Source organism: Deltaproteobacteria bacterium (assembly GCA_005879795.1).
GTDB lineage: Bacteria > Desulfobacterota > Binatia > DP-6 > DP-6 > DP-6.
On record VBKJ01000127.1, the window covers coordinates 39,210 to 60,288 of the forward strand.

Genomic DNA, 21,079 nt, shown 5'->3' on the forward strand with positions numbered 1-21,079 from the left:
GGTGACGCTCCCAGCCCTCTTGGACGGCCTCGCCGCCCGCTTCGGCGCGCGCGAGGCGCTCGTCTCGCAGCGCCGGCGCATGACCTACGCGGGGCTGGCGGCCGAGTCGGCGGGCATCGGCCGCGGGCTCGCGGCGCGCGGGGTGGAGCGCGGGACGCGGGTCGGCCTCCTCGTGCCGAACTGGCCGGAGTGGATCGCGACCGCCTTCGGCGTGTGGCGCGCGGGGGGCCTCCTCGTGCCGCTCAGCACGCTCGGCCGCCCGCGCGAGCTGGCGTACTGCCTCGCGCACGCCGAGGTGCGCGTGCTGGTCGCGGTGCGGAGCTTTCTCCGCCACGACTACGTGGCGGGGCTCGAGGAGAGCACGCCCCGGCTGCCGGCGCTGCGCGAGGTGGTGTGGCTCACGCCGGCGGCGGAGGGCGGCGCCGTCGATCTCGGACCGCTCCGGTTGCCGGGCCCGCCGCCCGCGGCGTCCGTCGCGCCCGACGACCCGGCGACCGTCTTCTTCACCTCGGGGACGACGGCCGAGCCGAAGGGCGTGGTCCACGTGCACCGGGCGCTCTGCCGGGCGGCGGACGACATCGCCGCCGTGCTCGGCCTCGCCCCCGAGGACCGCACCTGGGGCTACCTGCCGTTCTTCTTCGCCGGCGGCCTGGTGGCGGTCGCGCTGGCGACGCTCGCGCGCGGCGGGGCGGTCGTCATGCAGGACGTGTTCGAGCCGGGTGAGACGCTCCGGCTCCTCGAGGCGGAGCGCTGCACGGTCTTCTTCGCCTGGCCGCACCAGGCCGAGGCGCTGATCGCGCACCCGCGCTTTGCGGCGACGCGCCTCGCGCTCACGAAGGGGGTCGGCGCGAACACCAAGTGGGCGCCGGCGCTCTACCCGCCCGACCACCGCGCCGTCGGCACCTACGGCATGACGGAGACCCTGCCGCTGTGCACCGCCTGGCCGTGGGACGCACCGCTCGCGCTGCGCGCCGGAAGCCACGGCCCGCCCGTGGGCGGGAAGGAGATCCGTATCGTCGCCCCCGAGACCGGTCAAGCGCTGCCGGCGGGGCGCGAAGGGGAGATCTGCGTGCGCGGGCCGACGCTCTTCGCGCACTACTACCGCCACGAGCCGAGTGAGTGTTTCGACCCCGAGGGCTTCTTCCACACCGGCGACCTCGGACGGCTCGACGAGCGCGGGGCGCTCCACTTCCTCGGGCGCCTGAAGGACGTGATCAAGACCGCGGGCGTCAACGTCGCCGCGGCCGAGGTCGAGGCGGCGCTGCTCGCGCATGCGGCGGTCGGCGCGGCGCACGTGGTCGGCGTTCCGCATCCGACGCGCGGCGAGAACGTCGCCGCCTTCGTGGTCGCGAAGTCGGCCGTCGCCGCCGACGAGCTCCTGGCCCACTGCCGCGCCCGGCTCTCGAGCTACAAGGTCCCGCGCCACCTCTGGCTCCGGCGCGAGGACGAGCTGCCCGAGAAGGCGAGCGGCAAGGTGGACAAGTCCGCGCTGCGCGCCGAGGCGGCGCGCCTGGTCAGAGCCGCCGGCGACCCTCCCGGATCTCCGCCAGCACGGCGGGCGTGAGCGACACGTAGGTGCGCGCGGCGTCGTCGCGCACGAAGAGCGGGTCGGCAACGCGCGCCGGGTCGTAGCCCTCGGCGGCCAGCGCGAGCTTCCGCTGCTTCAGGGTACCGGTCACGTCCATCTCGCACACCAGGCGGACGAGGGCGGGGCGGGCGTAGGCCGGCAGGTGCCGCTCGGCGTGCGCGTAGAGCGCCGCGCCGTCGAAGCGGGCGCCCTCGGCCAGGACGAGGGCGGCCATGCCGGCGCGGCCGTCCTCGCCCGGCACCGGCACGCCGTACACGTTCGCCTCCGTCACCCCGGGGGCGCCGGCGAGCAGGTCGGCGACCTCCTGCGCGGCGACGTTCTCGCCCTTCCAGCGGAAGGTGTCGCCGATGCGATCGACGAAGTAGTAGTAGCCATCGGCGTCCTGGCGCAGCAGGTCCCCGGTGCGGAACCAGGCGTCGCCGCGCGCGAAGGCGTCGCGCACGAGCTTCCGCTCGCTCGCCGCGCGGTCGGTGTAGCCGTCGTACTCCATGGCGCCGCCGACCTTGCCGAGGAGCTCGCCCGCCTCGCCCGGCGCGCATGCGATGCAGAAGCCGTCCGGACCGCGTACGAGCGCGCCGCGGGCGAGGTCGAAGCGCGCGAGCCGGACGGTGTCCTCGAGCAGCGGGTGCGGCTTGCCGACGGAGCCGACGCGTCCGTCGGCGTTGTGCAGGGCCACGTTGCCCTCCGTCGCGCCGTACATCTCGATGATCCGTGCGATGCCGAAGCGCTCCCGGAACGCTGTCCAGATGTCGGGGCGGAGGCCGGCGCCCGCGGCGACGCGCAGGCGGTGGTCGCGGTCGCGCGGTGTGGGTGGGAGGCGGAGGAGGTAGCGGCAGAGCTCGCCCACGTAGACGAAGGCGACCGCCTGGTGCCGGCGGACGTCGTCGAGGAATGCGCTCGCGCTGAAACGCCGGCGCGACGCGAAGGCGCCGCCCGAGCGGAAGGCGGGCGCGAAGCCCACGAAGAGGCTCTCGCCGTGGTAGAGCGGCAGCGGCGCGTAGATGGTCTCGCCCGCCTCGACGCCCAGGAGCCCGGCCAGGGTGATCCCGCCCATGGTGAAGCGGAGGTGGCGCACGATGGCCGGCTTCGGGTACCCGGTCGTCCCGGACGTGTATATATAGATGAAGACGTCGCCGCCCCGGAGGTCGGGAATCCCGGGCTCGGGCGCCTCGGGGCCTGCGCGCCACTCCTCGAGCGGGCGGACATCGCGGGGCAGCCCCGTGCCCGGCGGCGCATCGGCGAGGAACCGGACGACATGGCTGCCGGCTACCGCCGCGAGGGCAGGGAGGGCGGCTGCGTCGCAGACGCCCGTCCGGGCGCCCGACACACCGAGCACGTGCGTCAGCCCCGCGCCCGCGACGTGCGTGTTGATGAGCGCGCCGATGGCGCCGAGCTTCGCGACCGCCCCGAGCGCTGCCAGGAAGAGCGGGCTGTTCTGGGCGAGGATCGCGACCGGCGTGCCGGCGCCGACGCCTTCGCGGCCGAGCCGCGCCGCGATCCGGTTCACGGCCCGGTCGTAGGCCCCGTAGGTGACCGTCTCGTCCTCGAACTTGAGCGCGACCTGGTCGGGGATGCGCTCGGCCTGCGCCCGGATGAAGGGGCCGAAGGTGTCGCTCGAGCGCTTGAGCTCGGCGATGGCCGCCTGAAGGTCCATCGTGGCAGGGTGCCATATCAGCCGGGCGCCGGCACGCGGGTCAACCAGGCGCGGCCGTTGCCGCGCGTGGGGCCGCCGGGCTAGTGTGGACAGCACACCAGAAGCCGCCGCGATGGACAAGGTCGCCGAGAGCGCCGCCGCCGCGGTGGCCGACGTGCCGGATGGGGCGACGCTGCTCTTCGGCGGCTTCGGCGTCGTGCAGGGCTGGCCCAACAGCCTGCTCCTCGCGCTGCGCGACCACGGCGCGCGCGACCTGACCGTGATCTTCAACACGCCGGGCGTGGGGCCGCTCTCGGCGCAGCTCCTCGCGGAAGCAGGGCTGATCCGAAGAGTGATCGCCTCGTTCGCCGCCTACCCGACGCGGCCGACGCCGATCGAGGAGCAGATCAAGGCGGGCAGGATCGAGCTCGAGCTGGTGCCGCAGGGGACGCTCGCCGAGCGCGTGCGGGCCGGCGGCGCCGGGATTCCCGCCTTCTACACGCCGACCGGCGTGGGCACGCTGGTCGCCGAGGGCAAGGAGCGGCGGACTTTCGGCGGACGCGAGTACATCCTCGAGACCGCGCTCACCGCCGACTACGCCTTCGTGCGCGCCCACCGCGCCGACCGGCACGGGAACCTCCTCTACCGGCGCGGCGCACGCAACCTCCATCCCGTGTTCGCAACGGGCGGTCGCGTGACGCTTGCCGAGGTCGACGAGGTGGTCCCCGCGGGCGCGATGGACCCCGAGTACGTGGTGACTCCCGGTATCTACGTGGACCGTGTGGTGCGGACCGAGCACCCCCTCGACGTGGAGGAGATCCGCGCCCTCTCGCGCCGCTACGGCCGCGCGGTGCACGTGGCGCCGCGCCGGGACCTGGGGGGCCTGCCGCCGGACCTTATGGCGCGTCGCGCGGCGCTCCTCCTCCGCGACGGCGAGTACGTGAACCTCGGCCTCGGGCTGCCCACGCTCGTCTCGAACCACGTCAGCGCCGCGCGCGACATCGTGCTCCACTCCGAGAACGGCATGCTCGGCTTCGGGCCGCTGGTGGAGGACGGCGAGGAGGACGTCGACCTCTACAACGCGAGCGGGCAGCTCGTTAGCCTGCTGCCGGGCGCATCCTTCTTCGACAGCCTCTACGCGCACGGCATGGCGCGCGGCGGGCGCGTGACGACGGTCGTGCTCGGCGCCTTCCAGGTCTCCGAGAAGGGCGACCTCGCCAACTGGAACGTGCCGGCGAGCGGGAAGGGCGGGATCGGGGGCGCGATGGACTTGGCCGCCGGCCGGGCGCGTGTGCTGGTGGTCACCTACCACACCACGCGGGCCCTCGAGCCGAAGCTCGTCCGCCAGTGCACTTACCCGCTCACCGCGCCTGCATGCGTGCGAGACATCGTGACCGACCTGGCCTACCTGACGGTCGAGCCCGAGGGCTTCCTCCTCCGCGAGCTGGCCCCCGGGGTGCCGCTCGAGCGCGTCCGGGAGCTCACGGGAGCGCCCCTCCGGGTCGCATCCGACCTTCGGAGCATGGAATTTTCGTGATTTCTCACCACCTTTTGGGGTGCGAAATACACGAGGGCGACGATTGTCCCCCGGGCGCTCGTCGCGGCACTATTAGGGTTGGATGGCCACACGGAGGGCGGGTCGGACCCCAGCCCACGGCGGGCGCGGCGCGGCGAGCCCCTTGCCCCCCGCCGCGATTCCTGCGCGCCCCGCGGCCCCCACGACGCGCCGGCGCGCCGCGCTCAGCCACGCGGGCCACGCGGCAACCGACATGTCCGGCTTCGACGGCGAGATCTGCGTGCGCTACGAGGCCGTCTACCGGCGCGCCGAGCCGGCCTGTGGCGAGCGCCGGCTCCTGCTGGCGGTCTTGGAGGACGGCATCCGGACCTTCCTCAAGAACGCTCGCGCGACCCACGGGCGAGCATTCAACCTGCGGCGGGAGGCGCTCACCTGGCTCACCACCGACGACCGCAGCGACGTGTTCGCCTTCGAGAACATCTGTGAGGCGCTCGGCATCGATGCCGGCCGGCTGCGCCAACGGGTCTTCGGGGAGGCGTCCGACGCCGAGCTGTCGGCCGCGGACTGAGCGGCGGCCCCGCGCCCGCTGCCTGTGACGGGCGAGGGATCGGGACATGGGTGACGAGACGCAGGCGACGGGCGAGGTGGCGGGGGCGACCTGGCTGGTGGCGGCGGTCGGCTCGGTGCCACAGTTCACGGGCGCCGACTTCACCGACGACGACCGGCTCTACGCCAAGACCGCCGAGGACTTCGTGCGCAACGAGGTCCTGCCCCGCCTGGAGGAGATCGAGGCGAAGGAGGCGGGCGTCATGCCGGCACTGCTCAAGCGTGCGGGCGAGCTCGGCCTGCTCATGGTGGACATCCCGGAGAAGTACGGCGGGCTCGGGCTGCGCAAGACGACCTCGATGCTGGTCTCGGAGCACGGAGCGCTGTGCGCCTCGTTCAGCGTCTCGTGGGGCGCCCACACGGGCATCGGAACCCTGCCGCTGGTCTACTACGGGACCGAGGCGCAAAAGCAGAAGTACCTGCCGCGGCTCGCGACCGGCGAGTGGCTCGCCGCCTACGCCCTCACTGAGCCGGGCTCGGGCAGCGACGCGCTCGCGGCCCGCACGGTGGCCACCCCCGAGGACGGCGGCTACCGGCTGAGCGGCACCAAGCAGTTCATCACCAACGCCGGCTTCGCCGACCTCTTCACCGTCTTCGCCAAGGTGGGCGGCGAGCACTTCACCGCCTTCCTGGTCGAGCGCGCCACGCCCGGGCTTTCGACCGGCCCCGAGGAGAAGAAGCTCGGCATCCGCGGCTCGTCGACGCGCCAGGTGATCCTGGAGGACGCGCGCGCCGGCACCGACAAGGTGCTCGGCCAGGTGGGGCAGGGGCACAAGATCGCGTTCAACATCCTCAACATCGGCCGCTTCAAGCTGGGCGCGGGCTCGGTCGGGGCGGCCAAGGACTGCCTGGCGGTCGCCCTCCAGTACGCGAAGGAGCGCCAGCAGTTCCGCCGGCCCATCGCGAGCTTCGGCATGATCCAGCGCAAGCTCGCCGACATGGCGACGCGCATCTACGTCGCCGACAGCATGAGCTACCGGACGGCCGGCCTGATGGACGCGGCGGCCGAGCGCCTGGACCCGTCGGGGGCCGACTACGCCGAGCGCCTGGTGCGTGAATCGGTCGAGGAGTACACGATCGAGGCCTCGATCCTGAAGGTGTTCGGCACCGAGACGCTCGACTTCGTGGCCGACGAGTCGCTCCAGATCCTGGGCGGCTACGGCTTCACGGCCGAGTATCCGGTCGAGCGGCATTACCGCGACGCGCGCATCAACCGCATCTTCGAGGGCACGAACGAGATCAACCGCCTCATCATCCCGGCGACGCTGGTGAAGCGCATCGGCCAGGGCCGGCTGCCGTACGCGGACTTCTTTCAGCAGGTGGATCGCGAGATCGCGGACCGCGCGAGCTGGCCGCCCGCCGTGAAGGGCCCGCTCGAGCGCGAGCTGCGCGCGGCGGAGGTGGCGAAGCGGGTGATCGCCTACACTGCGCGCGTGCTCATCGAGCGGGACCTCGCCTCGCTCAAGGACAAGCAGCAGCACCTCGAGATCCTCGCCAACATGATCATCGACTGCTACGCCATGGACAGCGTGGTGAACCGCACCCGGCTGCTCGCCGGCCACGGCAGCCCCGAGGACGACGGGCTCCGCCTGGCCATGACCAACGTCTTCGTCTCCTCCGCCAACGAGCGCGTCATCGATGGCGCCCGCCGCCTCCTGGTGAACGAGCTCGAGGGCGAGGAGCTGCGCAGGCACCTCGCCCTCGAGGCGATCGTGCCGCACATGCCGATCCGCACGATCGCGGTGAAGACGCGGATCGCCGAGGCGCTCGTCGCGCGCGGGCTCGGGCCGGTGTTCCTGCGCTAGCCCCGCGCGGGCGAGCGCCGGCCGGCACGCACCGTGCTCTTGCGCAGCTTCTCCTCCAAGGCGGCGGCCACGAACTCCATGACCGAGATGCCGTGTTGCACGCAGAACAGCTTGATCTCGCGGTGCAGGCCCTTGGGGATGCGGGTCGCGAGCTGGATGAGCACGTCGTCTTCCTTAGCCATGACCCCGGGACCTCCTGGGTCGCGCGCTCGGGCGCGACGAAGAGCTATTTAACTTAGAAGGGGGCTTGCCGCAAACGCGCGGGCGGGGGTCGGCCTCCTGGCTAGGAGCGGGGCGCCGTACGGTGGCCGAGCGCCTGCAGGTTGCCCTCGACCCTCTCGAGCTGCCGCGCCAGGTCGCGGATGTGAAGCTGCGCGCGCACCCGGGCGAGGAGCTCGATCCGGTTGATCGGCTTGGTCAGGAACTCGCTCACGCCGCGGTGCATACCCTCGAGGCGCACGTCAATGTCGTCACGGGCCGTGAGCAGGATGATGGGGATGCGCTTGCCCGCCTGGTGCAGCGCCTCACACACGGCGAAGCCGTCCATGCCGGGCATCATCACGTCGAGGAGGATCACGTCGATCGGCTCGGCGAGGGCGATGCGCACGGCTTCCTCGCCGGAGGCGGCGCGCCGGGTGTGGTAGCCGCTGCGCTCGAGCAGGTGGCCCAGGATCGTGCGGCAGTCGGCGTCGTCGTCGACGACCAGGATGGTCGCCTCCGCGGTGGTAGTCGTCATTCGGAGACCTCCGGCTCGTCGTCGATCTCGGCGGCGCCCCGGCGGCGGCGGAGCTTGGCCACCAGGGTGGTGCGCTTGAGTCCGAGGAGGCGTGCCGCGGCCTGCTTGTTGCCCTTGGTGCGGCGTAGGGCCTCCTCGATCAGGCGGTTCTCGAACTCCTCGACCGCGCTGTTGAGATCGAGGCCGTCCTCGCCCAGGGCCGGCCGCGGAATCTTCTTCTCGGAGATGAAGGAGCGGATGCTGGGCGGCAGGTGCTCGACCGCGATGCGGCCGTCCTCGGAGAGGATCACCAGGCGCTCGAGCAGGTTCTCGAGCTCGCGCACGTTGCCTGGCCAGTCGTACTCCCAGAGGTGGGCCATCGCCTCCTCGGCGATCTCGGCGGGACGGCCGGGCCGCTTGCGGTTGTGCTTGTCGAGGAAATGGCGGACGAGGAGGGGGATGTCCGAGCGCCGCTCGCGCAGGGGGGGCATGACGATGGGGATCACCTGCAGCCGGTAGAAGAGGTCCTCGCGGAAGTTCCCGGTCTCGACCTCCACCGCCAGCTCCTTGTTGGAGGCAGCGATCACACGCACGTCGACCTTGAGCACGCGGTCGGCGCCGACCGGGCGGACCTCACGGTCCTGGAGCACGCGCAGCAGCTTCACCTGGAGGGTGGGGCTCATCTCGCCCACCTCGTCCAGGAAGATCGAGCCGCCGTTGGCGAGCTGGAACATGCCGGCGCGCTGCCCGATCGCGCCCGTGAACGCGCCGCGCTCGTGGCCGAACATCTCGGATTCGAGCAGCTCGGCAGGGATCGCGCCGCAGTTGACCGGGATGAAGGGGCGATCGGCGCGGGGGCTCGCGGCGTGGATCGCGCGCGCGACCAGCTCCTTGCCGGTGCCGCTCTCCCCCGAGATGAGGATGGTGGCGTCGGTCACCGCCACCTTCTTGACGAGCAGCCCGATCTTCTGGATGAGCGGGTGCTCGCCGATCAGGTAGGGATGACCCTCTGGGTTGCCGTTGACCGGGCTCACGACGTCCTTATCGGCAGTGTGCTAAAAAAGTAACAGGCGCTCTCCCGGGTCTCAATCAACGTGGCAGCCCTTGCCGGCACATGTTATGCGCTCCGCTGTGCCGGGACGTCGTCGCTTGCTATATCGGCCGAGCGAGCCAAATGGTTGAGGGCCTGCGCGGCGGGCGCCGTGCGGACGGCCGCCGGGCGGGGACGCTCCGACCGGTCAGGCTCACGCCCGGCTTCCTCCCGCCCGCCGAAGGGTCGGTGCTGATCGAGATGGGCTCGACGCGGGTCGTGTGCACGGCGACCGTGCAGGAGAGCGTGCCGCCCTTCCTGCGCGGCCAGGGGCGGGGCTGGGTCACCGCGGAGTACGCCATGTTGCCGCGCAGCGCGGGCGAGCGCATCGAGCGCGAGCGCCGCGGTCCGGGCGGGCGCACCCACGAGATCCAGCGTCTGGTCGGGCGGAGCCTGCGGGCAGTCATGGATCTGACCGCCCTCGGCGAGCGCTCGATCCTGATCGACTGCGACGTGATCGAGGCCGACGGCGGGACGCGGACCGCGTCGATCACCGGCGGCTACGTGGCCCTCGTGCTCGCGCTCGAGCGCCTGCGCGCCGCCGGTGAGCTGCGCCGGCTGCCACTCACCGGCAGCGTCGCCGCGGTGAGCGCCGGCATCGTCGATGGCCGCGTGCTCCTCGACCTCGCCTATGCCGAGGACAGCCGCGCGGAGGTCGACCTGAACGTGGTCATGACCGGTGCCGGCCGCTACGTCGAGGTCCAGGGCACGGCCGAGGGGAAGCCGTTCACCGAGAGCCAGCTCGCGCGGCTGCTCGGGGTCGCGCGCGCGGGCGTGCGCGAGCTGACCGCGCTCCAGGGTGCGACGCTGCGCGAGGCGGGCGTCGTCCTCGCGAACCGCGGATGATTCCGCCGCGGCTCGTGCTCGCCACGGCGAACCGCGGCAAGGGCGAGGAGCTGCGCGCGCTGGTGGCGGAATGGGGGTCGGTCGAGGCCCTCTCGCTCGCCGCTTTCCCGGGCGTCGTCGGCGCCGAGGAGACGGGCGGCTCCTACCTGGAGAACGCGCTCGCCAAGGCGAGGGCCGTGGCGTCCGCGACCGCCCTCCCGGCGCTCGCCGACGACTCGGGGCTCGAGGTGGAGGCCCTCGGCGGTGCGCCCGGGGTTTGCTCGGCGCGCTGGGCGCCGACCGACGCCGCGCGCGTGGCCCGTCTCCTGGCCGCGCTCGGTTCGGTGCCGCGGGCGGCGCGCCGCGCCTGCTTCCGCTGCGTGCTCGCCCTCGCCTGGCCGGGGGGCGACGCGGTGACCGCCCATGGCACGTGCCGCGGCTGGATCGCGACCGCCCCCAGCGGCGGCGGCGGCTTCGGCTACGATCCCGTGTTCGTCGCCGACGAGCTCGGCTGCTCCTTCGCCGCGGCCTCGCCTGCGGACAAGCAGCGCGTCAGCCACCGGGCACGCGCCGCGCGGGCGCTCGGCGCCCGACTCGCTGTCGTGAGCGCGCAACGTTGCGTGGAGCCGGGAGTCCGTGTTAGGGAGTCGGATCACCTTTGACGGGGCGTAGCGCAGCCTGGAAGCGCACCTGCCTTGGGCGCAGGTGGTCGGCCGTTCGAATCGGCTCGCCCCGACATGGAACACCGGCGCCAGTAGCTCAGGTGGATAGAGCAACGGCCTTCTAAGCCGTGGGTCAGAGGTTCGAATCCTCTCTGGCGCGCGTCGGTGACCGCACACGAAGATGGAAACCATGGTGAGTGTAGCTCAGTTGGCAGAGCACCGGGTTGTGGCCCCGGGGGTCGAGGGTTCAAGTCCCTTCACTCACCCCAGGCGCCGGTCGGAGGGCCGCGGCTAGCCGACGGTCCTTCGTCCCTTTGGGCCGCTAGCTCAGTTGGTAGAGCAGCTGACTCTTAATCAGCGGGTCCGCGGTTCGAATCCGCGGCGGCCCACTCAGGAATATCACGTGGTTGCGGGCTGCGGCGCCGCGCAGCCGCAGCCAGGCGTGCAAGGTATCGCGCGCCCCGTTGCCGACGAACACGGCGCGCTCGCGATTCCCCTTGCTGACCACGCGCCGCCGCCCCGAGTCGCGGTCATCGTCGGCCAGCTCGAGCGCGACGAGTCTCCGCGCCAGGAACCTCTACGTGCACCGCGCCATCACCGGGGTCGGGCGGAGAAGGGGGTCGGACCGACGGCCGCGGACTCGCGGCACGACCAGCCGTGTCAGAACGAGGAGAGACCGCTTCTGATGGCGTAGCGGACCAGCTCGGCCGTCGTACGGGTACCGAGCTTGCGCATCGCATTCGCCCGGTGGGTCTTCACCGTCGTCGATGCTCACAAAGAGCCTCGCCGCGATTTCCTGGAGCCGTCTCCCTTCGCTGATGAGCTGGACAACCTCCCGCTCACGGGCGCTCAGGAGGGTCCTCTGTTCGCCACCCTCGACGACACGGTTGGCGAGCAGGCGAGCGACGGCGGGCGAGAAGTAGCTGTGGCCGCGGGCCGCATACCAACGTCGCTCACGAGCACGTCCGCCTTCCAGCGGGCGAGGATGTCGCGGGCATGCTCAGCGGAGGCGGCCTCTCGAACGTCTGCGCCGCAGGACGCGAGCAAGTTCCCCACGGCCTCGTTCGAGTCGGGCTCGTCATCGACAAGCAGGATTCGCAGCCCATCGAGCCGTTGCAGAGGCCCGTTCCCGGCAACCCCAGCCGTCGGATGGCGGCGCTCCGCCTCGCCCGCCGTCCGCGCCATCATCAGCGGGAGCTTCACGGTGAACACGGCACCCTGGCCCGGGCCGGGACTCTCCGCGTGGACGCTTCCGCCGTGCGCCTCCACGAGGTGCCGGACGATGGCGAGCCCGAGGCCGAGGCCGCCGTGTGCGCGGCTCGGTCCCATCTCGGCCTGTCGGAACCGCTCGAACACGCAGGGCAGGAACGCCGGGTCGATGCCCTGCCCGGTATCACTCACCGCGATCTCGATGTGCGAGTTCACCGGCTCCAGCACGACCTGAACGCGACCGCCCTTCGGCGTGAACTTGATCGCGTTCGAGAGCAGATTCCAAAGGACCTGCTGCAGCCGCTCGGCGTCGCCCAGAACCGCGCCGACCCCGGTGTCGACCACCATCTCCAGCCGAACGCCCTTCGCGTCGGCGGCCGGCCGCACGATGTCCACCGCCTTCTCGATGACCGGCGCGACCATCACCGGCCGCACGTCCAGGCGCATCTTCCCCGCGACGATGCGCGATACGTCGAGGAGGTCCTCGATGAGCTGCGCCTGGCTGCGCGCACTCCGCTCGATCACTTCCATCCCATGGGCAACCCTGTCGGAACCGAGGATGCCTTGTTGCAGCATTCGCGCCCAGGTCAGGATCGCGGAGACTTCATCAGGCTGAAGACGGCGAGCCCGATGAAGTCGCTGGGGTCATCCACCCGCAACGAACCGAGCGGTGGGAGGAACAGGAGCGCGCACACCGCCGACACGGCGGTCGCGACCAGCCCGGCACCGAGCCCACCCAACCACGCCGCCAAGGCGACGGCTGGGTAGAACATCATGTAGGGGAGCTTGCTGCCCCAGATCGGGTCCAGCGCGTAGCGGGCGAAGGCGGCGACAAGCGCGGCGGACACGGCCACGAGGTAGGAAACGGTCCGAGGTAGTCGGCGCGCGCGGGCGTTCTGCGCCTCCGTGATTTCGCTCCGCAAACTCATCACCCCACCTCTCACGGGCTCCTTACGTGAGTGCAGGGCGTGAGCCGCCGCTCAGGGGAGCCGCGCGAACGGATCGGCCGACCAGCCGAGCACGGCCCTATACCCCCAAACAACCCGATCCACAAGAACAAGTAGAAAAGGAGGGCACTGCCCCCTGCTCGCCGACGGCATCCTTCGCCTCGGGCCCGCGGGTGAGATCCAGGGTGAACGACAACGTGCTGCCACGGCCCACCGTGCTCTCCAGTCGGAGCTCACCGCCCATCAGCTCTACCAGCCGGCGCGAGATCGTGAGTCCGAGACCCGTTCCGCCGTACTTCCGTGTCGTGCTGCCGTCGGCCTGCGTGAAGCTCTCGAACACGGCGGTCTGGCGCTCGGGCGCGATGCCGATGCCGGTGTCGCGCACCGCGAACAGAACGGCGACGTGTGACGGGGTCTCGCGGACTGCGCGGGCCTCGATCGCGACCTGGCCGCGCTCGGTGAACTTGATCGCGTTCTCCACGAGGTTCGTGAGCACCTGCCGGAGCCGACCCGCGTCACCGGCGAGCTCGCGGTGCAGGCCCGCATCGACACGGCAGGCGAGCGCGAGACCCTTCGCGGCGGCGGAGGGCTCGAGCAGGTGGGCGATCTCGCGGATCGTTGCGCCGACATCCAGCGGGCCGCTCTCGATCCCGAGCTTGCCTGCCTCGATCTTCGAGAGATCGAGGATGTCGTTGATGATGGCGAGGAGTGCCACCGCCGCGGAGCGTGCGCGCCCCAGATACTCCCGGGCTTCCGGCTCGAGGTTGGTGTCGAGCGCCATGTCGGTCATGCCGATGAAGACGTGCATGGGCGACCGGATCTCGTGGCTCGTGTTCGCGAGGAAGTCCGACTTCGCCCGAGTCGCCGCCAGCGCCGTATCGCGCGCCTCCGCGAGATCGCGCATGTAGACGGCCCGCTCGTGCTCGGCGCGCTTGCGCTCGCCGACGTCGCGCCAGTTGATGACTATGCCGCGGACGGCGGGGTAGTCGAGGAGATTTCTCCCGACGGCCTCGATGTCGCACCACGTGCCGTCCTTGCGCCGGGAGCGACACTCCATCGAGGCCGTCTCGCGGGCACCGAGCGCGAGTGAGCGAACGCGTGCGACGTCGTCGGGATGGATATAATCGAGCACAGGGCGGCCGATCAGCTCTCCCGGCCGGTAGCCGAGCACGCGCTCGATCGATGGGCTCTCGTAGAGGATGCTGCCGGCGGCATCGACGATCGTGATGGTATCCGAGCCCCGTTCGATGAGCGCCCGGAAGCGCTCCTCGCTGGCCCGCAGCGCACCCTCGGCGTCGTCTCGCTCGGCGCGGTAGTGCTGCAGCTGATACGCGATGTAGATCGACACGAGGTACGCGATGGCGATCCCGGTCAGCAGATGGACGCTCACGTTGCCGAACGTGCCGTAGACCAGGAGCCACCCGACGGCGGCGGAGAGACCCGCCGCCAGGAGTGTGATCAGCTGCCACCAGGGGCCCCACGGCATCGTCGTCGCCGTCGCGAACGCGATTGCGAGATCGGTGACGAGCTGAGTCTGGGCGTCGTTGCGGAGATAGCCGCTGATCGCGGAGGTGATGTAGATGCCGCTGACGAGGGTGACGCCGACCGCGATGGCGGGGCGGGGGGGCGGGCGCCGCCGGTTCACCACCGCGCCGCCGCCAATGAGCAGGAACTCGACGAGACGGACGAGATGCAAGGATACCGGTCCGCCGTTCGGCAGCCGGAAGTCCTGTATGGTCAGAACCGTGACCGCGACGAAGAAGGCCCAGAGACCGGCGCGTCCGCGAGCGTGGAGATGATCGAAGTTCCGGTCGTCCGCCGACCCGCCCGCTTCGGTTCGGACGGGCGGCGTCTTCGCGGCGGCGATCGTCATCTTTTTGTCGCTCGAATCCCGTCTGCCTGCGCGGGCGGCAAGTCCCCATTCGACTGCCGCCGCGAAAAGCAATGCTCGTGCCGGGGTCCGATCGCGGTGCGTCGCGGCGGGGTGTCTTCGGATCGGGTCATCGGGTGCCGCCCGGGGGCAACGCGCGTAGGAGGACGTCCTCCCCGCACAGCGCGGCGATCTCACTCCGGAACGCCGCGAGCACGGTCGGCTGACCCGGCAGCTCGGCGACGGGCGCGACGCAGCCCATGCGTCTCGCCGCCCGCTCGACCGTGATGCGCACGCGCTCACCGTCGGGCTCGAGCACGATCGGCCAGTGGCGGCAGGCGGAGGGCTTGAAGGCCGCCACCCGCCGGCCCGTGCGCAGCGCCACGCTGTGAATCGCGCACAGCGCGTGGGCGCGGGTGCGGAAGAGGAACGGGCAGCTGCCGTCGGCGCGGGACTCGATCAGCATGTCGGGAGGATCGTCGACGAAGACGTTCTCGAAGCCCTGACCGTCGCGCAGCCCCGGTGCGAGACGCGCGAGCTCGTCCATCAGCGTGTCGATGGCGCGGACCTCGCGCCTCGAGACCTCGACCACGAGCCCGACGCAGCACGTGCGGCCGCGCGGGCAGCCATCGGGGTAGCAGCGGTAGCCGAGCTCGGTGAGCGAGGGGTCGAGCACGAAGCGCAGCGCACGCATGGACGATGCGATGCATACCATCGGAATAGGAGGGCGGGCGAAGGAGCTTGTCTCGGCCCGGGGCCGTTGTTATGGGTGGGCCCACGGACGCGAGAGTGGCGGAACTGGTAGACGCACGAGACTTAGGATCTCGCGGGCAACCGTGGGGGTTCGAGTCCCCCCTCTCGCACGCGAGACCCCGGTGCGCGTGACGTGATGGACCAGTCCACGGCGACGCTCGAGGACCTGACCCCGGTCCGCAAGCGCCTCGAGGTCGAGGTGCCCGCGGCCGCGGTGCAGGCCGAGCTCGACCGCACCTTCCACGAGGTCGGTCGGCGGGCGCGGCTGCGCGGCTTCCGCCCGGGCAAGGCCCCCCGCCCCGTGCTCGAGCGCGCGTTCGGCGAGGAGGTGCGGCGCGAGGTGCTGGGGCGGCTGGTGGAGGCCTCCTTTCATCGTGCGGTCGAGACGCACGGGCTGGCGGTCGTCGGCACCCCCGACATCGACGCAGAGCCGATCACGCCGGGCGCGGCGCTGCGCTACTCGGCCACCGTCGAGGTGCGCCCCGCGATCGCGCTCGGCGACTTGGGCGGCCTTCAGGTCGTGCGGCCCGCGACGCGCGTGAGCGACGCGGACGTCGAGCAGACCATCGGCGGGCTGAGGGAGTCCGTCGCCCAGCTCCGCCCGGTGGAGGACCGCGCACGGGTCGAAGCGGGGGACGTGGTGCTCGTCGACCTGACCAGCCGCCTCGAGGGCGGCGAGCCCGTGCGCCGCGAGGGCGTCCTCCTCGAGGCGGGCTCGGGCAGCTTCCCGCTCGCCCTCGAGCGCCAGCTCGTGGGCCAGAGCCGCGGCGCCCGGCTCGCGCTGCGCGTCCCGTATCCCGCGGACCATCCCAACACGGGGCTCGCCGGGAAGACCGCCGAGTTCGAGGTGGAGGTCAAGGAGCTGCGGGTGAAGGAGCTGCCGCCGCTCGACGACGACTTCGCCCGCGACCACGGCAAGTGCGAGTCGCTCGCGGCGCTGCGCGCGCGTGTGCGGGCGGACCTCGAGCAGGAAGCCGCGACGCGCGCGGACGCCGCCGTTCGCGAGGCGCTCATCGATCAGCTGCTCGCGCGCCACACCTTCGACGTGCCCTCGACGCTCGTCGAGCGCCGGACCGAGGCGCTCCTTCAGACCCTCGACCTCCGGTTGCCCGAGGGCGCGGAGCGCGAGCAGGCGCTCGCGCGCCTCCGGGAGCAGCTCCGGCCGCGCGCGGAGCGGCAGGTGCGGACCGAGCTCCTGCTCGACGCGCTCGCGGCGCGCGACGGGATCGCGGTGAACGACGACGAGCTCCATGCGGAGGTCGATGGCATCGCGGCGCGCGAGCGGCAGGTGGTTGAGCGCGTGCGCGCCTTCTACGAGCGTCCCGAGGCGCGCGCCGCGCTGCGGGCGAAGCTGGTGCGTGATCGCGCCCTTGCAGGGGTGCTCGCTGCTGCAAGAGTCATGCCGTCATCACCGGCGGAAAGCGTTGCCCATGAAAACCAAACCCGGTACAATCCGCGCTAGCAGCGACGAAGCGGCCCCGCCCATGCACGCCAATCTCGTTCCCATCGTCATCGAGCAGACCGGTCGCGGCGAGCGGGCCTACGACATCTACTCGCGCCTCCTGCGCGACCGGATCGTGATCCTGGGTGCCCCGATCGGGGACGACCTCGCCAACCTGGTCGTGGCCCAGCTCCTCTTCCTCGAGTCCGAGGACCCGGAGAAGGACATCTACATGTACATCAACTCTCCGGGGGGCTCGGTGACCGCCGGCCTCGCGATCTACGACACCATGCAGTACATCAAGCCCGAGGTGGCGACCCTGTGCGTGGGGCAGGCGGCCAGCATGGCCGCGTGGCTGCTCGCGGCGGGGACCAAGAGCAAGCGCTTCGCGCTGCCCCACGCCCGTATCATGATCCACCAGCCGCTCGGCGGGGTGCAGGGCCAGGCGGCCGACATCGACATCCAGGCGCGCGAGATCATCCGGCTGCGCGAGCAGATGAACAACATCCTGGTCAAGCACACCGGGCAGAGCCTCAAGAAGATCGAGAAGGACACCGACCGGGACCTCTTCCTGACCGGCAAGCAGGCGGTCGAGTACGGACTCGTCGACGAGGTCATCGTGACCCGGCCGGGCAAGCTCACGAAGGCGTAGGGGGGCCTCATGGCGAAGCACGGTGACGATCGCACGGGCAACCTCGTCTGCTCGTTCTGTGGCAAGAGCCAGGACGAAGTCCGCAAGCTGATCGCCGGCCCCACGGTCTACATCTGCGACGAGTGCATCGACCTCTGCAACGACATCATCGCGGAGGAGGTCGACCAGGAGGAGACTCTCTCCTCCACCTCGGCGGTGCCGAAGCCGTCCGAGATCAAGAAGGTCCTCGACCAGTACGTGATCGGGCAGGAGCGCGCCAAGAAGATCCTCGCGGTGGCGGTCCACAACCACTACAAGCGCATCGACTCGCAGCTCGTGACGGGTGACGTCGAGCTGCAGAAGTCGAACATCCTGCTCGTCGGGCCGACCGGCTGCGGCAAGACGCTGCTGGCGCAGACGCTTGCCCGCTTCCTCCAGGTGCCGTTCGCGATCGCCGACGCCACCAGCCTGACCGAGGCCGGCTACGTCGGCGAGGACGTCGAGAACATCATCCTCTCGCTCCTCCAGAACGCGGACTACGACGTCGAGAAGTGCCAGCGCGGCATCGTCTACATCGACGAGATCGACAAGATCGCGCGCAAGGGCGACAACCCCTCGATCACGCGCGACGTGTCTGGCGAGGGCGTGCAGCAGGCGCTGCTCAAGATCATCGAAGGGACGACCGCCAGCGTCCCGCCCAAGGGCGGCCGCAAGCATCCCCAGCAGGAGTTCCTGCAGGTCGACACGACCAACATCCTGTTCGTCTGCGGGGGGGCCTTCGTGGGGCTCGACGACATCATCCGCCGGCGCATCGGGGTCAAGGGAATGGGCTTCGGTGCCGATATACGCCGCAAGGACGAGCGCAGCATGAGCGACCTCCTGCACGAGGTGCAGACCGAGGATCTGCTCAAGTTCGGGCTGATCCCCGAGTTCGTGGGGCGGCTCCCGGTCATCGCCACGCTCGAGGAGCTCGACGAGACGGCGCTGGTCCGCATCCTGAAGGAGCCGAAGAACGCCCTCACCCGGCAGTACCAGAAGCTCTTCGAGATGGAGGGCGTGCACCTCCGCTTCACCGACGGCGCCCTCGCGGCGATCGCGCGCGAGGCGCTCAAGCGCAAGTCCGGGGCCCGCGGGCTGCGCGCCATCATGGAAAACATCATGCTCGACGTGATGTACGACATCCCATCCCAGCCGAACATCAAGGAGGTCCTCATCTCGGAAGAGGTCGTCACTAATAAGGAGCAGCCGATCATCCTCTTCCAGAAGGCGGCCGAGACCGCGTAAGGGAACGGGGGACGAATGCTTTTCCGGAACGAGAAACGGGACCCGCGCGAGCCGCAGCCCCAGACGGCCGGGCTCCGCGTGCCGCTCCTGCCGCTGCGGGACATCATCGTCTTCCCGCACATGGTGGTGCCGCTCTTCGTCGGGCGCCAGAAGTCGATCCGCGCCCTCGAGGAGGCGATGAACAAGCAGAAGTTCATCCTCCTCGCGGCGCAGAAGGACGCCAAGACCAACGATCCCACCGAGGACGACATCTACCGGGTCGGCACGCTCGGCACCGTGGTGCAGCTGCTGCGCCTGCCCGACGGTACCGTCAAGGTGCTGGTCGAGGGCAAGAAGCGGGCGCGCGTCACGCGCTACCTGAGCAACGCCGAGTACTTCCTGGTCGAGGCCGAGGCCATCGAGGAGGTCTGCACCAAGTCGACCGAGGTCGAGGCCCTGATCCGCAGCGTCAATGCCACCTTCGAGAACTACGTGAAGCTCAACAAGAAGGTCCCGCCCGAGATGATCATGTCGGTCTCCTCGATCGACGATCCCGCGCGGCTCGCCGACACGATCGTCGCCCACCTCGGCATCAAGCTCGAGGACAAGCAAACGCTCCTCGAGATGACGAACCCGGCCGAGCGCCTGGAGAAGGTCCTCGGGTTCATGCGGTCCGAGATCGAGATCCTCGAGGTCGAGAAGCGCATCCGTACGCGAGTCAAGAAGCAGATGGAGAAGACCCAGAAGGAGTACTACCTCAACGAGCAGATGCGCGCGATCCAGAAGGAGCTCGGCGAGAAGGACGAGTTCAAGAACGAGATCCAGGAGCTGGAAGAGAAGATCAAGCAGAAGAAGATGTCGGCGGAGGCGCGCGAGAAGGTGGAGAAGGAGCTGAAGAAGCTCAAGATGATGTCGCCCATGTCCGCCGAGGCGACCGTCGTCCGCAACTACATCGACTGGCTCATCTCGCTGCCGTGGCACGAGTACACGGAGGACAAGCTCGACATCAAGGACGCGGAGAAGGTCCTCGAGGACGACCACTTCGGCCTCGACAAGGTGAAGCAGCGCATCCTCGAGTACCTCGCGGTGCAGAGCCTGGTCGGTCACACCAAGGGGCCGATCCTCTGCCTGGTCGGGCCCCCCGGGGTGGGCAAGACGTCGCTCGGCAAGTCGATCGCGCGCGCCACCGGCCGGAAGTTCGTGCGCGTGTCACTGGGCGGCGTGCGCGACGAGGCCGAGGTTCGCGGCCACCGCCGCACCTACATCGGCGCGCTGCCGGGCAAGATCATCCAGTGCATGAAGCGCGCCGGCTCGGGCAACCCGGTCTTCCTGCTCGACGAGGTGGACAAGATGTCCACCGACTTCCGGGGGGATCCGTCGTCGGCCCTCCTCGAGGTCCTCGACCCCGAGCAGAACAGCACCTTCAACGACCACTACCTGGACGTCGACTACGATCTCTCGAAGGTCATGTTCGTCACCACCGCGAACACGCTCGAGCGCATCCCGCGCCCGCTCCAGGACCGGATGGAGATCATCCGCATCGCGGGCTACACCGAGCTCGAGAAGCTGAACATCGCCAAGCGCTACCTGATCCCGAAGCAGCAGGAGGCGAACGGCTTGAAGCCCGAGAACATCGCCCTCTCCGACTCGGCGCTCATGTCGATCGTCCGCCACTACACGAAGGAGGCGGGGGTCCGGAACCTCGAGCGCGAGATCGCCAGCGTGTGTCGCAAGGTCGCGGTCGAGGTGGTGAAGAAGGACCGCAACGCCCGCATCCGCGTGTCGGCGAAGACCCTGTCCACCTATCTCGGTCCGCCGCGCTACCGCTTCGGGAAGGCGGAGGTCGAGCACAAGATCGGCGTGGCGACCGGGCTGGCGTGGACCGACCTGGGCGGCGAGCTGCTCGCCACCGAGGTGCAGATCATGCCCGGCAAGGGCAAGCTCCTGATCACCGGCCGCCTGGGCGAGGTGATGCAGGAGTCGGCGCAGGCGGCGATGAGCTACGTCCGCTCACGCGCCGAGGAGCTCGGGCTCGAGCGCGACTTCTACCAGAAGATCGACATTCACATTCACATCCCGGAGGGCGCCATCCCCAAGGACGGGCCGTCGGCGGGCATCACCATGGCGACCGCCCTGGTCTCCGCGCTGACCCGCATCCCGGTACGGCACGACCTCGCCATGACGGGCGAGGTGACGCTCCGGGGGAACGTGCTGCCCATCGGCGGCTTGAAGGAGAAGGTCCTGGCGGCGCACCGGGGCGGCATCAAGAAGGTCCTCATCCCGGTGGAAAACGAGAAGGACGTCCGGGAGATACCGGCCGTCATCCTCAAGTCGATCGAGATCGAGCTCGTCGAGCACATGGACCAGGTGCTGCGCAAGGCGCTCGTGCTCGCGGACCCGGAGAACTACCCGAAGAGGCCCGGGACACCGCCCGCCGAGGAGATGCCGACGACCTTCCAGGCGGCGGGATCGCCCGACGCGCCCGACATCGTCACGCATTGACACCGCACAGGTCGGTTGCTAAA

General features: G+C 70.5%; 17 protein-coding genes, 5 tRNA genes and 2 pseudogenes. 15 read left to right on the forward strand and 9 right to left on the reverse strand.

All coding sequences use genetic code 11. The features are described 5' to 3' along the window. Position 1: 1 nt before the first annotated feature. On the forward strand, positions 2 to 1,564 hold the full coding sequence (locus tag E6J59_06740; protein TMB20981.1) for an acyl--CoA ligase: 1,563 nt from the start codon (positions 2 to 4) through the stop codon (positions 1,562 to 1,564). On the opposite strand, the gene E6J59_06745 is transcribed toward E6J59_06740, so the two are convergent. After that, complete coding sequence (locus E6J59_06745; GenBank protein ID TMB20982.1) at positions 1,515 to 3,242, reverse strand: long-chain-acyl-CoA synthetase; 1,728 nt, start codon at positions 3,240 to 3,242, stop codon at positions 1,515 to 1,517. The genes E6J59_06740 and E6J59_06745 overlap by 50 nt on opposite strands. Before the next feature lie 112 nt (positions 3,243 to 3,354). Between E6J59_06745 and E6J59_06750 the strand changes: the two genes are divergently transcribed. The 3 genes from E6J59_06750 to E6J59_06760 all read left to right on the forward strand — a co-directional run bounded on the left by E6J59_06750 (position 3,355) and on the right by E6J59_06760 (position 7,148). After that, entirely contained in the window at positions 3,355 to 4,758 is a 1,404-nt protein-coding gene (locus E6J59_06750) for a 3-oxoacid CoA-transferase subunit A (GenBank protein TMB20983.1), read from the forward strand. A gap of 232 nt (positions 4,759 to 4,990) precedes the next feature. Next, on the forward strand, positions 4,991 to 5,305 hold the full coding sequence (locus tag E6J59_06755; GenBank protein ID TMB20984.1) for a hypothetical protein: 315 nt from the start codon (positions 4,991 to 4,993) through the stop codon (positions 5,303 to 5,305). A gap of 46 nt (positions 5,306 to 5,351) precedes the next feature. Then, positions 5,352 to 7,148: an acyl-CoA dehydrogenase gene (locus tag E6J59_06760; GenBank protein ID TMB20985.1), complete on the forward strand. Its 1,797-nt coding sequence runs from the start codon at positions 5,352 to 5,354 to the stop codon at positions 7,146 to 7,148. Here E6J59_06760 and E6J59_06765 read toward each other — a convergent pair. The 3 genes from E6J59_06765 to E6J59_06775 form a co-directional block, all read right to left on the reverse strand. Beyond that, positions 7,145 to 7,330, reverse strand: a complete 186-nt coding sequence (locus tag E6J59_06765) for a hypothetical protein (GenBank protein TMB20986.1) — start codon at positions 7,328 to 7,330, stop codon at positions 7,145 to 7,147. The two genes, E6J59_06760 and E6J59_06765, sit on opposite strands and share 4 nt — an antisense overlap. A gap of 101 nt (positions 7,331 to 7,431) precedes the next feature. Further along, positions 7,432 to 7,884, reverse strand: coding sequence for a response regulator (locus E6J59_06770; GenBank protein TMB20987.1), 453 nt, complete (start codon positions 7,882 to 7,884; stop codon positions 7,432 to 7,434). Further along, complete coding sequence (locus E6J59_06775; GenBank protein TMB20988.1) at positions 7,881 to 8,897, reverse strand: AAA family ATPase; 1,017 nt, start codon at positions 8,895 to 8,897, stop codon at positions 7,881 to 7,883. The genes E6J59_06770 and E6J59_06775 overlap by 4 nt, the downstream gene beginning before the upstream one ends. 140 nt (positions 8,898 to 9,037) lie before the next feature. Between E6J59_06775 and E6J59_06780 the strand changes: the two genes are divergently transcribed. From E6J59_06780 to E6J59_06805, 6 genes are all read left to right on the forward strand, one after another. Then, positions 9,038 to 9,799 carry a ribonuclease PH gene (locus tag E6J59_06780; GenBank protein TMB20989.1) on the forward strand — a complete coding sequence of 254 codons (762 nt, stop codon included), beginning with the start codon at positions 9,038 to 9,040 and terminating at the stop codon, positions 9,797 to 9,799. Continuing rightward, a complete protein-coding gene (locus tag E6J59_06785; GenBank protein ID TMB20990.1) occupies positions 9,796 to 10,440 on the forward strand; it encodes a non-canonical purine NTP pyrophosphatase in 645 nt (214 codons plus the stop codon). Before E6J59_06780 ends, E6J59_06785 begins: the two co-directional genes overlap by 4 nt. Next, positions 10,441 to 10,514 (forward strand) — tRNA-Pro (locus E6J59_06790). Between the two features lie 12 nt (positions 10,515 to 10,526). Continuing rightward, positions 10,527 to 10,600 (forward strand) — tRNA-Arg (locus E6J59_06795). A 33-nt stretch (positions 10,601 to 10,633) separates the two neighbouring features. Further along, positions 10,634 to 10,709 (forward strand) — tRNA-His (locus tag E6J59_06800). Positions 10,710 to 10,756: 47 nt separating this feature from the next. Continuing rightward, positions 10,757 to 10,829 (forward strand) — tRNA-Lys (locus E6J59_06805). Between the two features lie 271 nt (positions 10,830 to 11,100). On the opposite strand, the pseudogene E6J59_06810 reads toward E6J59_06805, so the two are convergent. The 5 genes and pseudogenes from E6J59_06810 to E6J59_06830 all read right to left on the reverse strand — a co-directional run bounded on the left by E6J59_06810 (position 11,101) and on the right by E6J59_06830 (position 15,160). Beyond that, positions 11,101 to 11,416, reverse strand: a pseudogene (locus E6J59_06810) (response regulator transcription factor). Beyond that, positions 11,380 to 12,225, reverse strand: a pseudogene (locus tag E6J59_06815) (response regulator). Before E6J59_06815 ends, E6J59_06810 begins: the two co-directional pseudogenes overlap by 37 nt. A gap of 11 nt (positions 12,226 to 12,236) precedes the next feature. Beyond that, positions 12,237 to 12,578: a DUF4118 domain-containing protein gene (locus E6J59_06820; protein TMB20991.1), complete on the reverse strand. Its 342-nt coding sequence runs from the start codon at positions 12,576 to 12,578 to the stop codon at positions 12,237 to 12,239. 97 nt (positions 12,579 to 12,675) lie between these two features. Next, the gene (locus E6J59_06825) at positions 12,676 to 14,469 is read right to left on the reverse strand and encodes a PAS domain S-box protein (protein ID TMB20992.1); all 1,794 of its coding nucleotides are present in this window, start codon (positions 14,467 to 14,469) and stop codon (positions 12,676 to 12,678) included. A 127-nt stretch (positions 14,470 to 14,596) separates the two neighbouring features. Continuing rightward, entirely contained in the window at positions 14,597 to 15,160 is a 564-nt protein-coding gene (locus tag E6J59_06830) for a hypothetical protein (protein TMB20993.1), read from the reverse strand. 89 nt (positions 15,161 to 15,249) lie between these two features. On the opposite strand from E6J59_06830, the gene E6J59_06835 reads away from it, so the two are divergent. The 5 genes from E6J59_06835 (at position 15,250) to E6J59_06855 (ending at position 21,056) form a co-directional block, all read left to right on the forward strand. Next, positions 15,250 to 15,329: transfer RNA gene (locus tag E6J59_06835), tRNA-Leu, on the forward strand. Between the two features lie 26 nt (positions 15,330 to 15,355). After that, the gene (tig, locus tag E6J59_06840; protein ID TMB20994.1) at positions 15,356 to 16,681 is read left to right on the forward strand and encodes a trigger factor; all 1,326 of its coding nucleotides are present in this window, start codon (positions 15,356 to 15,358) and stop codon (positions 16,679 to 16,681) included. Between the two features lie 22 nt (positions 16,682 to 16,703). Continuing rightward, positions 16,704 to 17,312, forward strand: a complete 609-nt coding sequence (gene clpP, locus E6J59_06845; GenBank protein TMB20995.1) for an ATP-dependent Clp endopeptidase proteolytic subunit ClpP — start codon at positions 16,704 to 16,706, stop codon at positions 17,310 to 17,312. A 9-nt stretch (positions 17,313 to 17,321) separates the two neighbouring features. Further along, a complete protein-coding gene (gene clpX, locus E6J59_06850; protein TMB20996.1) occupies positions 17,322 to 18,575 on the forward strand; it encodes an ATP-dependent Clp protease ATP-binding subunit ClpX in 1,254 nt (417 codons plus the stop codon). Between the two features lie 15 nt (positions 18,576 to 18,590). Next, complete coding sequence (locus tag E6J59_06855) at positions 18,591 to 21,056, forward strand: endopeptidase La (GenBank protein ID TMB20997.1); 2,466 nt, start codon at positions 18,591 to 18,593, stop codon at positions 21,054 to 21,056. Positions 21,057 to 21,079: the final 23 nt, after the last annotated feature.